Here is a 20,273-nt window from a genome sequence, read left to right as displayed (position 1 = left end):
TTGTCGTTCACAAGATGCGGATTTGCGATGCGCCATACCAATCGCGTTGGCCGAAGGTTGCGCGGGTCCTTTTTAGTTGGTGCGCCGCCGTCAAGTTGATAGGGTGGCCCGAACCATCCATTTCCCATTTTTAACTGGAAATACCATGACCGTTATCGCTTCGGAGCTTTCCGCTGCCATCCGTTCCATTCCCGACTATCCGAAGCCGGGCATCATCTTCAGGGACATCACCACGTTGCTTGGCAACCCCCGCGCATTCCGCCGCGCCGTGGACGAACTCGTACAACCTTATGCGGGAACGAAGATCGACAAGATCGCGGGCATGGAAGCGCGCGGCTTCATTCTGGGCGGCGCGGTGGCGCATCAGCTTTCGGCCGGTTTCGTGCCGATCCGAAAGAAGGGAAAGCTCCCGCATGCCACGGTAAGGGTTGCCTATAGCCTAGAATACGGCGTCGATGAAATGGAAATGCATGTTGATGCGGTGCAGCCGGGTGAAAAGGTCATTCTGGTCGATGACCTGATTGCGACCGGCGGGACTGCCGAGGGCGCTGTCAAGCTTTTGCGCCAGATGGGCGCCGAGATCGTCTCCGCCTGCTTCGTTATCGATCTGCCTGATCTCGGCGGCCGCAAGAAACTCGAGGACCTCGGTGTCGAGGTACGGACCCTGGTGGAATTTTCCGGTCATTGAGCGGCGGGTGGGGCAGGTCGCAATGACATGCCCCGAAGCTCGCTTATTCGAATTCCAGAACCCCGCTCTGGAAAGTCAGGACGGTCTCTCCCGACTGGTTGACCCCTTCGTTAAATGTGGTGTTCAGCCAGATACCGGCTCGGGATTCCAGCGCCCGGGTATCGAGCAGGGTGACGAAGTAGGTGACATCGTCTCCCGCGAAGACCGGCTTTTTCCATTTAAGTTCGCGAAAGCCCGGTGAAGGGCCGAGTTTTGGCGGTTCAAGGCCCTCAAGCTTCAGTCTTTTAACCTCTTTGGCCCAGTACGAGAGAAAACACTTCATCCAGCCTGCACCAGTGTGCCATCCAGATGCGCAAAGTGCGCCAAAAACGCTGTTCTTTGCGGCTTCGGCATCAAGATGAAATGGCTGCGGATCGAAATCGCGGGCGAAGCGAATAATGTCTTCGGCGGAAAAATGCAGCGTATCGAGGGTCACTCGTTCGCCGATCGGGGAGAGTTCTGCCAGTCTCATGCCGCAATACCTCCATTGCCGCGCATCAGGAACATCACGGTGTTTTCGCCGTGCGACACCAGAACGCCGCGCTGGTTATAAAGCTCGTGGCGAAATTTCACGAGGCCGATACCGGGGCGCGAAGCCGAAGGGCGCTGCTCCAGCACGATGGATTTCCCAGAAAGCCTATCTCCTGCCAGAACCGGCTTCTTCCAATCAACGTAGTCGATGCCGGGGCTGCCCTGCGACGTCGAATCCGAGATATAGCTGTCCGCCATCATTCGCATCAGCAGACTGCAGGTGTGCCAGCCGGAAGCTGCAAGCCCACCAAGAATGCTCTGGCGGCCTGCTTCTTCGGAAAGATGCATGGGTTGCGGATCGAATTCGCTGGCGAAAGCAATGATCTGCCCCGCGGAGATCGGTTGCGGTCCAAGCGGAAACTCCCGCCCTACCGTGAAATCCTCGTAAGCATAGGTCGCGACCGGCGCCATGGTTTCCTCCCTTCGCACAGTCAATACCGTCGCATCTAAGAGGATTTTTCCCTTTACGTAAAGGTCAAATCGGTGGCGCAATATCGGAGCGGGAAGGCGCTATGGAGCGAGCGGATGCGTCTTGCATCTTCCCCCGCCGCGGAGAAGGTCGCGGCAGCGGGATGAGCGGGCGAAGGTAGCGAGCTGCGGCAACGTCGCCCTTCATCCGACCCTTGGGGCAATCTTTTCCCCGGTCGGGGAGAAGAAACAAGCGGCTGGGTCCGCCCCACAAAAGAAGCAAGCCCGTTCAGATCAAATCAGGTATTAAAGCGGAAGTGGATGACGTCGCCGTCCTGAACCACATATTCCTTGCCTTCGTCGCGTCCCTTGCCAGCTTCCTTGGCGCCGACTTCGCCCTTGTAGGTAACGTAATCGTCAAAGCCGATGGTGAAGGCGCGGATGAAGCCGCGTTCGAAATCGCTGTGGATGACGCCGGCGGCGGCGGGTGCTTTGGTGCCGCGCACGATCGTCCATGCGCGTGTTTCCTTGGGGCCGACGGTGAAATAGGTGATGAGGTCGAGCAGGTGGTATCCCGCACGGATCAGCCGGTCGAGGCCGGCCTCGTTAAGACCAAGGGCCGAGAGGAATTCTTCAGCTTCATCGGCTGGAAGCTGTGCGACTTCGGCTTCGATCGCCGCCGAGATGATCACGCATTCCGCACCCTGTTGCTTCGCCATTTCTGCGACGGCTGCGGTGTGCTCGTTGCCGGACGATGCGTCGGCTTCCGAGACGTTGCAGACATAAAGCACCGGGTGCGATGTCAGAAGGTTGAGGCCTTTGAGGATTTCGATTTCCTCGTCCGCCAGTGTCTTCAAAAGCAGGCGTGCCGGCTTCCCGTCGGTGAGCAGCGCGATGACGGCTTCCATGACAGGCAGTTGGGCCAGCGATTCCTTGTCCTTGCTGGTGGCGCGCTTGCGCGTCTGCTCGACGCGGCGTTCCAGGCTTTCGAGATCGGCGAGCATCAGCTCGGTCTCGATCGTTTCGGCATCGCCAACCGGGTTGATGCGGCCTTCCACATGGGTGATATCGTCGTCTTCAAAGCAGCGCAGCACGTGTACGACGGCATCGACTTCGCGAATGTTGGCGAGGAACTTGTTGCCGAGACCCTCGCCCTTCGATGCGCCGCGAACCAGACCGGCAATATCGACGAAGGAGATGCGGGTCGGGATGATTTCCTTCGAGCCGGCGATGTCGGCAAGGATTTTCATGCGCGCATCGGGCACCGCCACTTCGCCGGTATTCGGTTCGATGGTGCAGAAGGGATAGTTGGCGGCCTGTGCGGCGGCCGTTTTCGTCAGCGCGTTAAAAAGAGTGGACTTGCCGACATTCGGCAATCCAACGATACCGCATTTGAAGCCCATGGCTTGAAACCTGTCCGTTTGAAAGAATTCGTTGAGGAGCCTTTTGCGGAAAGGGCGGGGGAAGGTCAAGCCCGCGGGTCGATTTGGGCCGGCAAAGGCTTCTTAAAGGCGAGGAATTCCTGACAGACTTGCCGATGGCGTGGTTGCGGCGCAATATAAGCGGGTCAAGCGATCGATCTTTCGTCATCAACGGGGTTTTCCCATGAGCAACCGCGATGAACGGCAGGCACGAGCGGCCATGATGAGCGACAGTCCTGTCGATCTCAAACCAAAACCGAAGGTCAAGCCAAAGCTGGAGCGGCCGAAGCTCTACAAGGTCATTCTGCTGAATGACGACTATACGCCACGTGAGTTCGTGACTGTGGTGCTGAAAGCCGTGTTCCGCATGAGCGAGGAGGCCGGCCACCGGGTGATGATGACGGCGCACCGTTTCGGCAGCGCGGTGGTCGTCGTTTGCGAACGTGATATTGCCGAGACGAAGGCCAAGGAGGCGACCGATCTCGGCAAGGAAGCGGGATTTCCGCTGATGTTCACGACCGAGCCGGAGGAGTGAGCATCAATCCTGCCGGATCTGGAAGCCGGTCTTGTTCTGCACGAAGCCGCAGCTTTCGTAAAAGGCGTTAACCTCCGGGCGTTGTTGCCCTGTCAGCAGCATCACCTTGTAACAATTCGCCGCAAAAGCCGCCTCGACGGCATGGCGCACGACCGCGCGGCCATATCCGCGGCCGCGACGGTTTTCCAGTGTCACCACGTTTTCGATAAGAGCATAGGGACGGGCGGCGCGCGTGAGATTTGGAACAATCTGCAGCGTGGCGGTAGCGACCGCTTCCTCGCCTTCGGTCGCAAGAAACACGGTCAGACCCGGCTGGGCGAGCATGGCCGCAAAAGCCGTCTTTGCTTCTTCCGTCGTCATTTCCGGGTCGGATGGATTAAGCGCCCGGTAGAGATCAAGCAATCCAGCCAGATCGCTGGTTCCGGCTTCGCGCGGGGCGATGGTCTTCGAAGACATTCGCGATCTAATCCTTCTTGCCGAACATCCGCTTCAGCATCTCGGCCATCGGCCCGGTCTCCGGCAGCTTTTTAGGCTGGGCGCTGTTGCGTGCCTGGTGGATATGAGACTGCGCGGTGGGTTTGGCTGCCTTGGCCGGCTTCTCGGCCTCGGGCTTGCTGCCCGTGGCCAGCGCCAGCTTGTTCATCAGCTGGGAATCCTCCGCCTTCACCAGCATGGCGGCGTTGTCGGCAATCGCATCCAGCAGCGGCTCCAGCCAGACCCGGTCGGCCTTGGCGAAATCGCCCAGCACATGGCCGTGCACGCGCTCCTTGTCACCGGGATGCCCAATGCCGAGGCGCAGGCGTCGGTAGTCCTTGCCGCAATGGGCGTCGAGCGATTTCAGGCCGTTATGGCCACCGTGACCGCCGCCGGTCTTGATGCGCACGCGCCCGGCCGGAAGATCGAGTTCGTCATGGATGGCGATGATGTCCGCCGGCGTGAGTTTGAAGAAGCGCATCGCTTCGCCCACGGATTCGCCCGACAGGTTCATATAGGTCTGCGGTTTCATCAGCAGGACTTTTTCTCCGGCGATCTCGCCTTCGGAAATCTCGGCCTTGAATTTCTTTGACCAGGGCGCGAACGAAGGCAGGCGCTGTAACGCATCCACCGCCATGAAGCCGATATTGTGCCGGTTTCCGGCATATTGCGCGCCGGGATTACCAAGTCCTGCGATGATCTTCATGAAGCATGTCCGCGTTGTGCCTGATGATGCTGTTGTCACCACCCTGAAATCCGCTGGCTGTCAATCTTTTTGTGGGGTTGCGGCAATGCCGGCCGACGCTCAGGGCCTGATGAGATCGTAACGGTCGAATATCCGCTGTTGTGTCCCGTCGGCGATCAGCTCATCGAGACGGGCCTGCAATTTCGCGATAACCTCGTCCGGCACGCTCTTGTTGCAGGCAAGCCCAAGCTGCTGTCTCGACAGCGTTATCACTTCCCTGAAAGTGTGCGCCGGCAGGCTTTTGAAGGTGCTTTCCGACATGGGCATAAGGTCGATGCGTCCGGCCGTCAGCTTGTGAAGCGTGATCTCGAAATCCGCGCCGACATCCACCTGCGGAAAACCGAGCGTTTCCAGAAGGGTTTCGGTGTAGTCGCCGCGCTGGGTTCCAACCCGGTATTTCTTGGCGTCTTCGAGGCTCAGGACGTTGATATTCGCTTTGCGCCGCGCCACGAGAATGTTGCGATCGATATGGATTGGCGAGACCCATTTGAAAAGCTTTTCCCGCTCGGCGGTCCTCGCCGTGGCGAAGGCACAATGCATCGGCTGTGTTGTGGCAAGGGCGATCGCCCGGGCCCACGGCATGACGGCGACCTCGTAGCTGGTGCCGGTGTCCTCAAGAATGATCTTGAGCTGGTCGAAATAGACGCCGCGTACGCTGCCGTCACTGCCCTGCAGGTTGTAGGGCGGGTAGACTTCCGTGGTCAGGAAAAGCTTGGCCGCGCAGACGGGATTGGCAAGAGCAAGAAAGACCAGGCAAAAGCGGATCAATCCCATGACTACTCCCCGTCGGCTCAGGCTTGTCGCGCCGCTGCGCGGCTTTGTCCGGACCCGGCCTCATAGGCGGCAATCAGCCGCTCGACGGGCTGCGGGCGAGCGAAAAAGTAACCCTGGCCATAATCGGCACCCATATCCGCCAGAAGCAGCTTCTGCTCCTCCGTCTCGACACCCTCGGCGATGACAACGCAATTCATCTTGTGCGAGATGGCTGCGATACCTTCGACCAGCATGCGGTTGCGCTGCCGGATTTCCACCGTATCGTCGCAGATCGAGCGGGTGAAGGATTGGTCGATCTTTACAATATCGACCGGAAAGCGGCTGAGATAGCTGAGCGACGAGTAACCCGTGCCGAAATCATCCAGCGCGATGCGGCAACCCAGCTGATGGATGGCGGTGAGGATCGCCCGGATCTGCGGATCGTCCTTCATGATGACCGCTTCGGTGATTTCGATGACCAGCCGCCCGGGAAGAATGCCGTGCCGGTGCAACAGTCCGGCAATGCGTGTCGGCAGTCCCGGTTCGAACTGCAATGGCGAAAAATTCACCGCCACATAGGTTTGCGCCATGCCCGGCAGGCGCGACAGCCTGGCGAGATTGGCGACCGACTGATCAAGGATCACGTTGCCGATACGGTGAATGGTTCCGTTCTCTTCCGCAAGGCTGATGATGGCAGCAGGGGAAAGCAGCCCCTTATCCGGATGGTTGAGGCGCAGCAAGGCCTCGAAACCCGCTGTCTGGCCGGTTGCAATGTTTTGAATTGGCTGAAAATAGGCCTCGAACCAGTCTTCGGAAAGCGCCTGCGCGATATCCCGTTCCAGTTCCGCATGTTCGCGGGCCCTGTCCATGATCGAGCTGTCGAAGACCTGGGAGCCGTTCTTGCCCGTCCGCTTGCGGGTATACATGGCCATGTCGGCGTTCTGCAGAAGCTCGGAGGCACTCGCAGCGTGAAGAGGGTAGACCGCCATACCGATACTGGCGCTGAGGCGGATGCTGTTGTTCTCGATTTCAAATGGAGTGTCCAGCAGGGTGCAGATGCGCTCACAGAACTGCAGGGCGCGCTCTTCCACCTTGTCACCGGCCAGCAGGATTGCGAACTCGTCTCCGCCCAGACGCGAGGCGCTGTCCAGCGGTGTCAGCAGCGGCTGCAGTTTTAATGTGAATTCGCGCAGAACGGCATCGCCTGCGGCGTGACCGAGATTGTCGTTGATGGCCTTGAACCGGTCGAGATCTATGAACAGGCACGCGAGTTCGCTGCCGTTCCTGTCCGCATCGCGAATCTGCAGGTCGAGGATGGCCTCGAAGCCCTGACGGTTGAAGAGGCCGGTCAGATGGTCTGAAATGGCCTGCTGGCGATTACGCTTTTCCGACTGCCGAAGTTCGGTGACGTCGGTCATAACGCAGAGGCAGGTGCTGTGATGGGCCGTATCGCTGGAATCGAGGGCTTTTTCTAGGATGAGGGCATCCATGACGCTGCCATCCCTGCAGTGGAAGCGAACGGTGATGCCTGCCTGTTGGGTGTCAGCCGCCTGATGCGCCGCCTTGCGTTCCTGGAATAACGTCCGGTCATCGGGGTGGATGAGGTCGGCGAAATTCAGGCCGAGTATTCTGGCGCGGTCATAACCGGTCGCCTGCACCCAGTAGTCGCTGACGGCGGCGATCCTGTCGTGCCTGTCCAGCGAAAACAGCATGGCCGGCGTGCGGTTGTAGATTTCCGTCTTGCGGGCGTGGGCGTTCTTTATCTCCAGCTCTTCCTTTTCGAGCTGGCTCTGCATTTCGTTGAAGCTTTTCGCCAGCCGGCCGATCTCGTCTTTCGACCGCCAGTCGACGTGGTGGCGGGAGCCGAGGCGTCGTGTCGCTTCTATTGCCGCGGCCAGCCGCATCAGCGGGCGGATGACCATGAAGCGGTTACCGGCAATGGCGGCAAGGACCATGGTGAGAATGGCGAGGATGAAAATCGTGATAAAGGCCAGTTCGGTGCGGCTTAGAGAGGTCAGAAGACCGACATCATCGTAATACACCGTCAATTGGCCGACCGTGACGGGCCCCTTGGTCGTCTTGTAGATAACCTCGCGCGTCGTCGAGGCGGCATCCTGGATGATGTCGCTGCCGGCGGTCTGAACGACATCAAGCTGGCCGGACGTATCCTTGACCTCGACCATACGGATCATGGGATCGGAGACAAGGGTTCCGGTAATCTGGTTTATTGTGTCGTCATCGAGGTCCCACAGGGGGCGGGCCAGCGCCTGCGTATTCGTCGACAGCAGAATTTCGATATGGTTGCGCTGGCTGCGAATAGCCTCGTTATAGGAAAGTGTCAGCAAAAGCGTGAAGAGCGGGGCGACCACTGTAAGAAGTGCGCCGGAAACAATCGCGATAAAGCGACTTTCGACGGAATGAGCCATGTTCGATTGCAGCTACCCTTTGCCCCAGACTTGCTGCGCCCTGTTTCATCCTTTCGGACAGAGATGCGTCAGATTCCGGGCCGAGCCCTTTCCCCACGCTATTTCTCGACCCGCCGGTGTTTCCATGAGGGCGCAAGGGTATCGTTTCATGGAAGTGTTAATCGACGCTGAAACAGGGCCCGCATCGCTGGCGGGGAGCGGGCTTTCTGTTTTTAAAGTTCATAAAAACTAAAAGGCCCGTTCCGGAAACGGAACGGGCCTTGTTCTTCAAAGCTGTCCGGCCTTGCGGCCGCCGATTTTATTCTTCGGAAGCTTCTTCAGTTGCTTCTTCTTCAACGCCTGCTGCCGGGGCAACGATCGTTGCGATCGTGAAGTCACGGTCGGCGATAACGGGCGTGATGTTCTTCGGCAGCTTGACGTTCGAGATGTGAACGCTGTCGCCGATCTTCAGGCCGGAGAGATCAACCGTGATGGCTTCCGGAATGTCGTTGGCCGGGCAGTGGAATTCCACCGTGTGGCGAACGATGTTCAGAACGCCGCCGATCTTGATGTCCGACTTTTCTTCGTTTTCGAAGTGAACCGGAATTTCGACGTTGACGAGCGTGTTGCCCGAAACGCGCAGGAAGTCGACATGCATGGTGAAGTCGCGGACCGGATCAAGCTGGTAATCCTTCGGGAGAACCTTGATCTTCTTGCCGTCGACGTCGATCGTCGCAACCGTCGTCATGAAACCGCCGGCGTGGATACGCTTGGTGACTTCGTTGGTGGACAGGGCGATAGAAATGGGGGCCTGCTTGTCACCATAGATGACAGCGGGAATCAAACCGTTGCGGCGAAGTTCACGAGAGGACCCCTTACCAACTCGTTCGCGCGCCTCGGCCTTGAGCTCATACGATTCTTTGCTCATGGCAATTCCTTTCGAGGTTATATGGAGAGTTCATGCCCGCGGGCGCTGAACTGGGGAGGCGGCAAGCGCCATCCCACCCGCGTTGCCTCCAAGGGTGTCTACACGGGTGCGGGCGCTATAATACAAACGGGAGACAAAGACAAGAGAGGCCTGCTTTTCGATCGCACGCCCTGCGGGTTTATTAGGTTGTACTAATTCACTCGCATGTTGCAACTTTTAATATGTGCTTATCCATTCATGTAAACCGGGCGAAAACTTGGCGAATGATAAGGCTACGCGAAATTCCAACTGCGTAGATGACAATGCTCAAAGTTCTCCAGTGCCTTACCATCGATCACGACTATCGATATACCGTCGCAGCGGTTTTCGTCTGCATGCTCGGTAGTTTCGTGTCGATGCGCCTTTTTTCGAAAGCACGCCTGGCGACGGGGGTGCAGAAGGTCAACTGGCTGTTTCTGGCAGGTGTCAATGGCGGCGCGGCGATATGGACCACCCATTTCGTGGCGATGCTGGGCTATGTTGCCGCGGGTGACGTGGGATACGATCCGTATCTGACCGGGCTGTCACTTCTGATTGCGATTACCACAACGACTGCCGGTTTCGGAATTTCTGCCTATGGCGGACGCAGCGTGCTGGTGGAAGCCGGCGGGATCATCCTTGGTCTCGGCATTGCAGCCATGCACTACACCGGCATGGCGGCCTACAATGTTCAGGGCATGATTTTCTGGGATCAGAATTATGTCATCGCGTCCCTGGCACTGGGGGCAGTGCTGGGCGCCGTTGCAGTCAATCGGGTCTCGCGGCCCGTCAATCGGTTCTGCCAGTACAGCGCGGTGGCGTTTCTGATCCTGGCGATAGCGTCGATGCATTATACCGGCATGGCCTCCATGTCTTTCGCCTTCGACCCGCGCATCGTCATTCCTGAAAATCTACTGCCGCCGGCCATCATGGGCGGAGGCGCCATTGCGGTTACGCTGTTGCTGCTGGCGCTGGGGCTTTCCACTTATGTCATCGACGCCCAGTCCACCCAGCAGGCGGTCGCCCGCTATCGCCATCTTTCCCTGCATGATCCGCTGACCGGCATTCCCAACCGGGCAGCCTTCATCGAACATCTCAATCGTCGCACGCGTCATATTTCGTTGGGCGCACACACCGCGCTTCTTTCCATCGATCTCAACCGTTTCAAGGAAATCAATGATGTGCACGGCCATGCGGCGGGCGACGCCGTGCTTCGCACCATCGCCGACCGGGCGAGTTCCGTGCTGAAGGCCGGCGAATTTCTGGCGCGCATGGGCGGTGATGAATTCGTGGCGATGACAAATTCCTATTATACCCGCGCCGATGGCGCCGAATTCGCCCAGAGGCTGATCGACCAGATCAGCAGGCCGGTGGAATGGAACGGGCAGACATTTTCGGTCGGTGCGAGTGTGGGCATTTCAGTCCGCAATACCGGCTCCATCGATGCCGATACGCTGATGGCGCAGGCGGACGTCGCGATGTACCGGGCAAAAAGCGGCAGTTCGGATACGATCTGCTTTTACGATAAATCGATGGATGAGGCCGCGCGTGAGCGCAATGTGCTTGCCGTCGCCATGCGCAGCGGCCTCGCCAATAACGAGTTCGAGCTTTATTACCAGCAGCAGAACGACACCAGAAGCGGCAGTATCGTCGGCTTCGAGGCGCTTTTGCGCTGGAACCATCCCGATCGGGGCATGATTTCTCCCGCCGAATTCATTCCGATCGCGGAGCAGACGGGGTTCATCGTCGAACTCGGCGAGTGGGTTCTGAGAGAAGCCTGCGCGCAGGCGGCACTCTGGAAAAAATCGCTTTCCATTGCGGTGAATGTGGCGCCGCAGCAGCTTGCGGATAACGAGTTCCCGGACAAGGTCGAAAAAATCCTGGCAGAAACGGGCCTTGCGCCTGAAAGGCTCGAGCTGGAAATCACCGAGGGCAGCATCATCGCCGATCACCGCCATGCGCTCGTCACCATCCGCAAGCTCAAGGCGCTCGGCGTCAAGATCGCGATGGATGATTACGGCACGGGCTATTCCTCGCTTTCGACGCTGCAGAGTTTCCCTTTCGACAAGATCAAGATCGACCGCGCCTTCATCGACGGGCTGTCGACCAATGTGCAGTCCGAAGCGATCGTGCGTTCGACGCTTATTCTGGCGCATAGCCTGAATATTCCCGTGCTTGCGGAGGGTGTGGAAACCAAGGCCCATGTCGAGTTCCTGCGCCGCGAAGGCTGCCTGCAGGTGCAGGGCTTCTTTTTCGGCAAGCCCGGTCCGCTGACATCCATTGCCAGCCTCGTGGATGACACCTTCCTGTCCGTTGAGGACGAACCGGAGGTCACTGCCGGCAGGCGTTACTTCAAGGCGGTCTGACCGTCAGCTGCGCCTCCGATGCCGGTCGCGAAGTTTTTTGTTGAAACATCGACGCTTCCAGCGCACCATCGCCCAAAAGCTTTGGGAGGAGCGCATGCCGACAGACATCGCCCATGCGGAACGCGTGTATGAAACCGCACGCCACCGTTCCGCAGCCGCAAGTTCGCCGATTGTCGCCTCGTGGCGTCGCTGCATGGTCAAGCACCGTCTTGCACCGGAAGAAAATCGCAAGCCGATCTTTCTCAGCGAGACGGAGTTTCGGCGCGCCCGTGAAAGTGCCGCTGGCCTGATTGCTGAAAGCACCGACGAACTTGACCGAATTTTCCACAGTGTCGGGAGATCCGGCTGCTGCCTGCTCCTGACCGATGCTCAGGGCGTTGCGCTGGAGCGGCGAGGCGCGTCCGGCGATGATCGCGATTTCCGGGCGCTCGGCCTCTGGTCCGGCGCCGTCTGGAGCGAAGAGAGCGTTGGCACAAACGGCATAGGCACCGCGCTCGTCGACGAGCGTTCGGTGGTTGTCTATCGTGACCAGCATTTCTTCACGTCGAATACGGAACTGTGCTGCACCACGGCTCCCATTCGCGATCATACCGGCCGGGTGACGGGTGCGCTCGATATTTCCACCTGCCGCGATGACATCAACGAGATGACCTTTTCTTTTGTCACCCAGGCAGTGAAGGACGCGGCGCAGCGCATCGAGGGCAATCTGTTCCGCCGTGCCTTTCCGGGGGCACGCATCGTCGTCGTGCCAAGTGGGTTCGGGGCGGCGCTTTCGCTGCTCGCCGTGGATCAGGACGATCTCGTGCTGGGCGCGACCCGCGCCGCTCGTCTTGCGCTGAAGCTGGACGATGCCCGCATCGCGCAGGGTCTCCCGGCCGCGGATATCCTGCAGGAACAGCGCCATGACAGCGGTTCCGACCTCGCGGAAGCGGAGCGTTCGGCGCTGCGGCGCGTGTTGTCGCGCACCAACGGCAATGTCACGCAGGCCGCGTCCTTGCTCGGCATCAGCCGGGCCACGCTTCATCGCAAGATGAAGAAATTCGACGTTCATTGACGTTCTTGTTGTTGCGATCCGGCCGATCGCGCCGGATCAACGCGGCTTTGTCGCAGATGTGAGACAATGTGCGCTGCGGAACCGCGTCGCCCCTCTACCGAACCGCGCCATCTGGGCCCACCTTCCTTTCATGCGGTCCGCTCAGGATCGTTTTCATCAGGGAGGATGAAATCATGAATATTCAGGTTCAGCAGAAAGCGGGCGAAGCGCCCTTCAAGCTGAAATACGGCAATTACATTGGCGGCAAGTGGGTGGAGCCGAAATCCGGCCGCTACATGGACAATCTCTCGCCGGTGACCGGCCACAAGATCTGCGAAGTGCCGCGTTCGGATGCAGCCGACATCGAGTTTGCGCTCGACGCGGCCCACAAGGCCCGCGACAAATGGGGCAAGACGAGCATAACCGAGCGCTCCAACATCCTGCTCAAGATCGCCCAGCGCATTGAAGACAATCTAGATCTCATCGCCCGGGCTGAAACCTGGGATAACGGCAAGCCGCTGCGTGAAACCACCAATGCGGATATCCCGCTCGCCATCGACCATTTCCGCTATTTCGCAGGCTGCATCCGCGCTCAGGAAGGCACGATCGGCGAGATCGATAACGATACCGTCGCCTATCACTTCCATGAACCGCTCGGTGTCGTCGGCCAGATCATTCCATGGAACTTCCCGATCCTGATGGCTGCGTGGAAACTCGCACCGGCGCTTGCAGCAGGCAATTGCGTGGTGCTGAAGCCGGCCGAGCAGACGCCCGCCTCCATTCTCATCGTGATGGAGCTGATTGAAGACCTTCTGCCGCCTGGCGTCCTCAACATCGTCAATGGTACTGGCCTTGAAGCCGGCAAGCCGCTGGCGCAGAGCAACCGCATCGCCAAGATCGCCTTTACCGGTTCCACCTCGGTCGGCAAGGAAATCATGCGTTATGCCGCCGACAACGTCACCAACATCACCTTGGAACTGGGCGGCAAGTCGCCGAACATCTTCTTTGCCGACGTGATGAACGAGGACGATGCCTTCCTCGACAAGGCGCTCGAAGGTTTTGCCTTCTTCGCGCTGAACCAGGGTGAGGTCTGCACCTGCCCCTCGCGTGCTCTGGTGCATGAATCGATCTATGACCGCTTCATGGAAAAAGCGATCAAGCGCGTTCAGGCCATCAGCCAGGACGATCCGCTCAATCCGTCGACGATGCTGGGCGCACAGGCCTCGCAGGAACAGTTTGACAAGATCATGAGCTATCTGGAGATCGGCAAGAAGGAAGGCGCCAAGGTTCTGACCGGCGGTGATCGCAAGACGCTGTCGGGTGATCTGAAAGACGGTTATTACATCCAGCCGACTGTCTTTGAAGGCAACAACAAGATGCGGATTTTCCAGGAGGAAATCTTCGGTCCCGTTGTTTCCGTCACCACCTTCAAGACGGTGGAAGAGGCGCTCGAAATCGCCAATGACACGGTTTACGGGCTGGGCGCTGGCGTCTGGAGCCGTGACACGAACATCGCCTACCGCGCCGGGCGGGGCATCGAAGCGGGCCGTGTGTGGACGAACTGCTATCACGTCTATCCGGCGGGTGCGGCCTTCGGCGGCTACAAGCAGTCTGGTATCGGTCGCGAGACCCACAAGATGATGCTCGACCACTACCAGCAGACCAAGAACCTGCTCGTGTCCTACAGCCCGAACAAGGTTGGTTTCTTCTGAGGTCCTCCCCGGAAGCCGGCGAGGGGCTGTGGTGCCAGGTCGCCGGCGTGTTCCCAGGGGCGCCTGCCCCTGGGAGCCCGGATCGGGCTTTCAGGCAAAATAAAAGGCCGGAGGTTTTGCCTCCGGCCCTTTTTGTTGCGCATCATGCCGCGTAACGCTGGTCTCGCCGGCGAGGATCGCCCACGGAGAATTGCCCCACCTGTTCGGTCAGGCCATCCGCCTCGTTGGCGAGCGAGAAGGCGGCGGCCGTTGTCTCCTCCACCATGGCGGCGTTCTGCTGCGTCACGTGGTCGAGTTCATTGACGGAGGCATTGATCTCGCTGAGACGGCCGGATTGTTCGCGCGACGCGGTGGCGATTTCGCCGATCTGGTCGTTGACCGACTGGATGCGTTTCTGGATCTGTTCCAGGCTTTCACCGGTCTTCAGCACCAGCGCCACACCGCTTTCCACATCACCCGCAGAGGTGGCGATGAGCTGCGTGATGTCGCGGGCGGCGGCGGCCGATTTCTGGGCCAGTTCGCGAACTTCCTGCGCCACAACTGCAAAGCCCTTGCCGGCCTCGCCGGCGCGCGCTGCTTCAACACCGGCATTCAGCGCCAGAAGATTGGTCTGGAAGGCAATCTGGTCGATGACATCGATGATCTGGCGAATTTTGGCCGAAGAGGTCTCGATGCGTTCCATGGCAACGATCGCTTCTTTGACGACAGCCGTGGATCTATGGGCATCCTGCATCGTATCCGCCGTAGCGGCGACGGCGACATTGCAGCGCGACAGCGACAGATTGACAGCCTGCGTCATGTCTCCGAGCGCCGCTGCCGCCTCCTCGAGGGCTGCTGCCTGACGTTCTGTGCGCCGCGACAGGTCTTCCGAGGCGCTTTTCAGCTCGCCGGAACCGGAGCGGATGGCATTGGCGCTTCCGCCGATATTGGAGATCGTCGCTTCCAGCCCTGCCATGGAGTTGTTGAAGTCGATGCGCAGATGATCGAGTGACGGAACGAAGGATTTTTCGATGCGAAGATCGAGCCTGCCGGCGGCGAGATTGGCAAGACCGGTGGCGAGCGCGTCCACGGCTTCTTCCAGTTCCCTGGCGCTTCTTGCCTTCTCCATCTCGCGCTGGGCGCGTTCCTCGTCCAGTTCTTCACCCTTGCGGTGGGCTTCGGCTTCCATCCGCTGCTTGTCCAGAATGCCCTGGCGGAAGGATTCCAGCGCGCGCGCCATGGTGCCGATCTCGTCGCCACGGGAAACTGCCTTGATCTCGATGTTGTTTTCACCGCCGTTCAGGCGCTCCATAAGACCGGCTAGTCCGGTCAACGGCTTGGTCAGGCTCGCGGAAACGAAAATCCCGATCAGCGTCATTATTGCAAGTACGGCCAGCGTTGCGACCGCTGCCCAGAAGGCGAGATCGTTGGCAGCGGCGAGAACCTTGCTTTCCTGCTGGCCGATGGCAAGAAGATGTTTCTGTCCGAAGACGGCGACCGGACGATAGGCATAGAAGATATTGCCCGCAGGTGTCTGCGCCATGACCGTTCCGGCGTCGTTTACGTTGGAAAGGGCAGCGAGACTTTCGGAAACGGCAGCATCCGCACCGCCCGAGAGGACGCCAGCCCTGAGTTTCCCGTCGGCGCTCAGGAGAACGGCGTCATCGATGGTCTTGCCGGTTTCCTCGGGCGTCACCACCGCGCCGATGCGATCGGCGGCGATGCGCATGATAACGGCACCCTTGCGCTGGAGCTGACCCCAGTTGGAGACGGCGAGCGGCATGCCGATCATGGCCGAATTATTCTCGCCATCGCTGAAGCCCGTGGTGCTGACGACGCCGTCCTTGCCGGCTTCGATGCGGTCGAACAGCTCCTTGATCGCGGCGTTCTGCGGTTCCGTTACATTGGTCAGGAAGTTCTTTCCCTTGGTCACGGAATAGATAATCAGGCCGTTCTTGTCGATCACGTAGATATCGCTGACGCGGGTATTACGCCAGACGCTGGCAATGGCGGCGTTGATGGTCGCATGACGAATGGCGTAGAGCAGCCGCAACCCTTCGCCGTTGAAGGAGGCGCGCTCCTCTTCGGAGACGCCCTCTCGGCGGAAAGCCTGGATGATTGCGTCCTTTTCCGTTGGGACAACGGTGGTCATCGTTTCGAGCGCCTGGGCCACCGCGGCGTTCTGCGACAGTTCGGAAATGCTCTGTTCGACGCGCAACGTATAGGCATCAAGCTGCTTGGACTGGTTGCCTGCAACCGTTTCGAGCCTGATCTTGCTGGCGTCGATCAGCCCCGATTTACCCATCTCGTAGGACAGCAGCCCCACCGACAGGCAGGAAACCAGTGTTGCACCGGTAACGAGCGCGGCAAATTTGGCTTTGATTGACAATGATTTAGCTTTGACAGCAGTCGGATTTCCACCCGGCATCCTGTTTTCCTCCCCCCAAAAAACGTGGCCGTACCGTTGCAAAAATTGTTTACGGTCGCGTTAAAGGACAGGGAATTGTAGGATAATTTCCCGCATGGCGTGAAAAAATCGAAGAGCCGCGCCGACGGCACCACGTAATAAAACTGCAACAGAACGGGCGCATATCCAGCGAAGATCAACGGCTGTTCATGTTCATGCAAGCTTTTCACGCTCCTTCTCTCGCCACAATCGATGATGTTTGCGGAACCCGCGCAGACGGATGTGACGGAGCCAATTTGCGATCTGCCCCGGATTTTGCCGTTGTGGTGCCCATGCACAATGAAGAAGCGAGCGTTGAAACGCTGGTGGCAGAGATCGTGAGCGCCTGTGCGCCGGTCGGCCGCTTCGAGATCGTGGTAGTGGATGACGCTTCTTCTGACCGCACGGCGGAAGCGGTTCTGGCGCTCGCTGCCCGTTACAGCATGTTGCGGCTGGTGCGGCACGACCGCCAGGGCGGTCAATCGGCTGCGATCCACAGCGGAGTGCAGGCGGCGCGCGCGCCTATCGTGTGTATGCTGGACGGCGACGGCCAGAATCCGCCGGATAATCTGCCGGCACTTCTTGCACCGCTTCTGTCCGCCAATGCACCGCGCCGGCTTGGGCTGGTGGCCGGCCAGCGCGTCGGCCGGCGCGACACGCTGGGAAAACGCCTTTCCTCCCGCTTTGCCAACGGGCTTCGGGCGCGAATTTTGAAGGATGGCACGCGCGATACCGGCTGCGGCCTCAAGGCCTTTCGCCGCGACGCCTACCTCGCTTTGCCCTATTTCGACCATCACCACCGCTACTTCCCGGCGCTGTTCAATCGTGACGGCTGGCAGGTCGCCCATGTCGACGTCACGCACCGGGCGCGGCTGCATGGAAATTCCCATTATACCAATATCGGCCGGGCGCTGGTGGGCATCCACGACCTGATCGGCGTCGCATGGCTTTTGCGCCGGCGCAAGCGGTCAAGCTGGGCTGAAACTTTCATAACGGAGACATTGCCGTGAACGTACCGGCTTTATGGTCCATGCTGCATGTGAACAGCTGGGAAGAATTCGTATGGGTCTTGACCGGTTTCATGGGCCAGATGCTGTTCACCATGCGTTTTCTGGTTCAATGGATTTCATCGGAACGGGCCAACCGGTCGGTCATGCCGGTGGCATTCTGGTATTTTTCGATTCTTGGCGGTGTGGTGCTGCTCTCCTATGCACTGTGGCGGCGCGATCCGGTCTTTGTTCTCGGGCAGGCATCCGGCCTCTTTATCTATGCTCGAAATCTCTGGTTGATCCATGCAGAACGCCGCCAGCATGCATGAGGCGGCGACCCTGCCTTATGCGCGGGCAGGCGCTGAGCGCCAATGGCTGACATTCGCGTTTTCGGCGATTGTCCTCGTAACTGCCCTGCGCGTCCTCGGGCTCGCCTTCAACCGCACCGACCTTTTTGTCGATGAGGCGCAATACTGGCTGTGGGGTCGCGAAATGGCGCTCGGCGCCTATTCCAAGCCACCGCTCATCGGCTGGCTTATTCGCGCGGCCACCATTCTGGGCGGCGGGGAGGGCACGTTTCAGGTGCGGCTCGCCGCACCCGTCGTGCATGGCGTTGCGGCGGCGGCCATTTTTGTGCTCGGCCGCATGATCTATGATGTCAGGCTGGCCTCGCTTGCGGCAGTGATCTATCTGACCTTGCCAGCCGTGACGCTCGGCAGCCTGCTGATCTCGACCGATACGCCGATGATGCTGTTCATCGTGCTGTCGATGATATCCGTGCGCAAGCTTGCGCTCGCCCGCAGCGAGGGCAGGGCGGCGTTGGGTTGGAGCATCGCTCTGGGTCTCTGTTTCGGCTTCGGGCTGATGTCGAAATATGCGATGATCTATTTTCTGCCGTGCTTCATCGCCGCCAGCTGGCTTTGCGAAGCATGGCGGATCCGGCTGCGTGACGCGGTCATTGCTGCGCTCGTCTGCGTTGCCGTCATCGCGCCCAATCTGTGGTGGAATGCGGCCCATGATTTCATGACGGCACGCCACACCGCCGACAATGCCAACTGGCACGGTGTCCAACTCAAGATCGGCTCCGCGCTTGAATTCTTCTTTTCCCAGGCAGGTGTGGTTGGGCCATACGTCTTCGTCGGCATGATTGTTGCGACAATCCGCGCAAAAACCGGTGAAGCACGGGCGCTCGTCGCTCTTTCTGTACCGATCGTGCTTTTGATCACGGCACAGGGCCTCATGTCGCGGGCACTCGCCAATTGGGCGGTGGGAGCTTATGCGGCAGGCGTACTGCTGGCGGTGCCGATCCTGGCATCGCGACGTTGGCTCATCGTATCCACACTGGTCCTCGGCGGCATCGTCGCAATCGCGCTGCCGCTGATGACGATAGTGGGAACGGGCCTGCGCCTGCCGAACGGTAAACTGGCGATGGCACGTTATCTTGGAAGCTCCGAGCTGGTATCGACCGGCCTGTCGCGGGCGCGTGAAGCAGGTGCTGACGCTATCGTCGCCAATGATCGTTCGATATTGGCCGAGCTCTTTTACCAGTTGCGGGACGAGAAACAGATGTTGACGCGTGCGCTTCCGGAAACCGGCGTGCCGTCCAGCCATTATGCCCTTCTTTATCCATTGAAGCCGGGCGAAGCGAAAAATCCGCTGTTTCTGGCAAGTGCCGATGGCTTGCCGGCGTGTCTTGCAGGCGAGGCGCCGGTGGCGCACTGGACCGCCGGCCCGGGCTTTGTCGAGGGCAGGGAAATCGGGCTGTGGCGCCTGCCACCACAGTGCATCCCGGAGAGCGTCAATGGACAATGATCTCTCGCATATGCGGATCACCATCTGGGTTACGTTCGCAGCGCTTGCGCTGGTGATCCTGTTTGCGACCTTCCCCTCTATAGATCTGCGCTTTTCCGCCTTGTTTTTCTCGCCGGTGGGCCAGCCATGGCCTGGCCGGGAGCCGTTTCCCGAATGGCTGCGCGACACGTTGCGGGAAGGTGTCGAGCTCGCCGCGCTTCTGACTTTCCTGGTCCTTGTCGGCAATCTCCGGCTCGGCACTTCGCAGCGAACCGGCTGGCGAGTCTGGGCGTTCCTTTGTGGTCCCGTGATCCTCTGTGCCGGGCTGCTGGTCAACGGCGTGCTGAAGGCCATGATCGGTCGCGCGCGTCCGTTCAGCGTTACCGAATTTGGCGGGCAGCAGCTTTTCACGCCACCTTTTCAGTTCAGCACGCAATGCTATTCGAACTGTTCGTTTTCTTCGGGTGAAACCGCGCTGATCGCGAGTTTTTTCCTGCCCCTCTGTGTGCTTGTCTGGCCGCGCCTGCGGCCCTATGGGCGATGGGTAGTTGGTGCCCTTGCCGCCGGGGCAATCATTCTCATGTCCGGTCTTCGCATCGCGGCCGGCGGGCATTTCCTCAGCGATGTGGTGATGTCCATCCTGTTTTCGGCCCTGACGACACTGTTTCTGTACCGGGTGCTGGCGATAAGCCACCACCGTCACCTCTTCAGCGGTGCTGCCATCTCAGCCGATACGATCAGCCTTTGGCGCAATGGCCGCCACGCCATACTTACCCGCGTTCGGGGCTGGTGGCCGAAAATCAGGGCTGCGGCCACCCGTCTCCAACGGCCCCCGGACACGGGTGCGGCGTCGTCTTAGTTGGGAGTTCGAGGTGCAGCATCGCTGGGGTGGGAGCGAGCGGCAAGACAGTTCCGACTTATCCTCGGGGTTGTCCCTATTGCCCGCGCGCCTTGATTTTATCGACGTGGTTAGCTCCTCGGCACAAGGCCGAGGATTACGTTGAGTGAATAT

Annotated in this window: 18 protein-coding genes; 9 read left to right on the top strand and 9 right to left on the bottom strand. The window is 59.5% G+C overall.

The genetic code is table 11. The annotated features are described in order from the left end of the window. Positions 1-145: 145 nt before the first annotated feature. Positions 146-688, top strand: coding sequence for an adenine phosphoribosyltransferase (locus tag DOU54_RS11920; protein WP_004442960.1), 543 nt, complete (start codon positions 146-148; stop codon positions 686-688). A gap of 43 nt (positions 689-731) precedes the next feature. Here the strand turns inward: DOU54_RS11920 and DOU54_RS11915 are convergent, their stop codons facing one another. From DOU54_RS11915 to ychF, 3 genes are all read right to left on the bottom strand, one after another. After that, positions 732-1,199 (bottom strand): MaoC family dehydratase, encoded by a 468-nt coding sequence (locus DOU54_RS11915; RefSeq protein ID WP_004442959.1) that lies wholly within the window; start codon positions 1,197-1,199, stop codon positions 732-734. Beyond that, positions 1,196-1,669: a MaoC family dehydratase gene (locus tag DOU54_RS11910; RefSeq protein WP_006699462.1), complete on the bottom strand. Its 474-nt coding sequence runs from the start codon at positions 1,667-1,669 to the stop codon at positions 1,196-1,198. Before DOU54_RS11910 ends, DOU54_RS11915 begins: the two co-directional genes overlap by 4 nt. 296 nt (positions 1,670-1,965) lie before the next feature. Beyond that, the gene (gene ychF / locus DOU54_RS11905) at positions 1,966-3,069 is read right to left on the bottom strand and encodes a redox-regulated ATPase YchF (protein WP_004442957.1); all 1,104 of its coding nucleotides are present in this window, start codon (positions 3,067-3,069) and stop codon (positions 1,966-1,968) included. A gap of 241 nt (positions 3,070-3,310) precedes the next feature. Here ychF and clpS point away from each other — a divergent pair, with 241 nt between their 5' ends. Next, entirely contained in the window at positions 3,311-3,622 is a 312-nt protein-coding gene (gene clpS / locus DOU54_RS11900; RefSeq protein ID WP_006699463.1) for an ATP-dependent Clp protease adapter ClpS, read from the top strand. 3 nt (positions 3,623-3,625) lie between these two features. Here the strand turns inward: clpS and DOU54_RS11895 are convergent, their stop codons facing one another. The 5 genes from DOU54_RS11895 to DOU54_RS11875 all read right to left on the bottom strand — a co-directional run bounded on the left by DOU54_RS11895 (position 3,626) and on the right by DOU54_RS11875 (position 8,927). After that, positions 3,626-4,078, bottom strand: a complete 453-nt coding sequence (locus DOU54_RS11895; RefSeq protein WP_113381222.1) for a GNAT family N-acetyltransferase — start codon at positions 4,076-4,078, stop codon at positions 3,626-3,628. A 7-nt stretch (positions 4,079-4,085) separates the two neighbouring features. Beyond that, complete coding sequence (gene pth, locus DOU54_RS11890) at positions 4,086-4,802, bottom strand: aminoacyl-tRNA hydrolase (protein ID WP_113381221.1); 717 nt, start codon at positions 4,800-4,802, stop codon at positions 4,086-4,088. A 99-nt stretch (positions 4,803-4,901) separates the two neighbouring features. Continuing rightward, on the bottom strand, positions 4,902-5,615 hold the full coding sequence (locus DOU54_RS11885) for a substrate-binding periplasmic protein (protein WP_037089780.1): 714 nt from the start codon (positions 5,613-5,615) through the stop codon (positions 4,902-4,904). A 17-nt stretch (positions 5,616-5,632) separates the two neighbouring features. Beyond that, positions 5,633-8,020, bottom strand: coding sequence for an EAL domain-containing protein (locus DOU54_RS11880; RefSeq protein WP_113381220.1), 2,388 nt, complete (start codon positions 8,018-8,020; stop codon positions 5,633-5,635). A gap of 298 nt (positions 8,021-8,318) precedes the next feature. Next, positions 8,319-8,927, bottom strand: coding sequence for a 50S ribosomal protein L25/general stress protein Ctc (locus tag DOU54_RS11875; RefSeq protein ID WP_004442950.1), 609 nt, complete (start codon positions 8,925-8,927; stop codon positions 8,319-8,321). Between the two features lie 302 nt (positions 8,928-9,229). On the opposite strand from DOU54_RS11875, the gene DOU54_RS11870 reads away from it, so the two are divergent. The 3 genes from DOU54_RS11870 to adh all read left to right on the top strand — a co-directional run bounded on the left by DOU54_RS11870 (position 9,230) and on the right by adh (position 14,056). Next, positions 9,230-11,311 carry a putative bifunctional diguanylate cyclase/phosphodiesterase gene (locus tag DOU54_RS11870; protein WP_113381300.1) on the top strand — a complete coding sequence of 694 codons (2,082 nt, stop codon included), beginning with the start codon at positions 9,230-9,232 and terminating at the stop codon, positions 11,309-11,311. Positions 11,312-11,405: 94 nt separating this feature from the next. Further along, positions 11,406-12,365 (top strand): helix-turn-helix domain-containing protein, encoded by a 960-nt coding sequence (locus DOU54_RS11865; RefSeq protein WP_006699467.1) that lies wholly within the window; start codon positions 11,406-11,408, stop codon positions 12,363-12,365. Positions 12,366-12,538: 173 nt separating this feature from the next. Beyond that, a complete protein-coding gene (gene adh / locus DOU54_RS11860) occupies positions 12,539-14,056 on the top strand; it encodes an aldehyde dehydrogenase (protein WP_112766604.1) in 1,518 nt (505 codons plus the stop codon). Between the two features lie 142 nt (positions 14,057-14,198). On the opposite strand, the gene DOU54_RS11855 is transcribed toward adh, so the two are convergent. Further along, on the bottom strand, positions 14,199-16,463 hold the full coding sequence (locus DOU54_RS11855) for a methyl-accepting chemotaxis protein (protein WP_045532019.1): 2,265 nt from the start codon (positions 16,461-16,463) through the stop codon (positions 14,199-14,201). Between the two features lie 188 nt (positions 16,464-16,651). Here DOU54_RS11855 and DOU54_RS11850 point away from each other — a divergent pair, with 188 nt between their 5' ends. From DOU54_RS11850 to DOU54_RS11835, 4 genes are read left to right on the top strand one after another with little or no spacing between them, the layout of a single operon-like run. Next, positions 16,652-17,491, top strand: a complete 840-nt coding sequence (locus DOU54_RS11850) for a glycosyltransferase family 2 protein (protein WP_072494686.1) — start codon at positions 16,652-16,654, stop codon at positions 17,489-17,491. A 20-nt stretch (positions 17,492-17,511) separates the two neighbouring features. Then, on the top strand, positions 17,512-17,799 hold the full coding sequence (locus tag DOU54_RS11845; protein WP_035209260.1) for a lipid-A-disaccharide synthase N-terminal domain-containing protein: 288 nt from the start codon (positions 17,512-17,514) through the stop codon (positions 17,797-17,799). Beyond that, on the top strand, positions 17,774-19,282 hold the full coding sequence (locus tag DOU54_RS11840) for an ArnT family glycosyltransferase (RefSeq protein WP_162749596.1): 1,509 nt from the start codon (positions 17,774-17,776) through the stop codon (positions 19,280-19,282). The genes DOU54_RS11845 and DOU54_RS11840 overlap by 26 nt, the downstream gene beginning before the upstream one ends. After that, positions 19,272-20,120, top strand: coding sequence for a phosphatase PAP2 family protein (locus tag DOU54_RS11835; RefSeq protein ID WP_113731331.1), 849 nt, complete (start codon positions 19,272-19,274; stop codon positions 20,118-20,120). Before DOU54_RS11840 ends, DOU54_RS11835 begins: the two co-directional genes overlap by 11 nt. Positions 20,121-20,273 lie beyond the last annotated feature (153 nt).

The organism is Agrobacterium sp. MS2 (assembly GCF_003261015.1).
Taxonomy (GTDB): domain Bacteria; phylum Pseudomonadota; class Alphaproteobacteria; order Rhizobiales; family Rhizobiaceae; genus Agrobacterium; species Agrobacterium pusense.
This window is presented reverse-complemented; position numbering and strand designations above follow the sequence as displayed.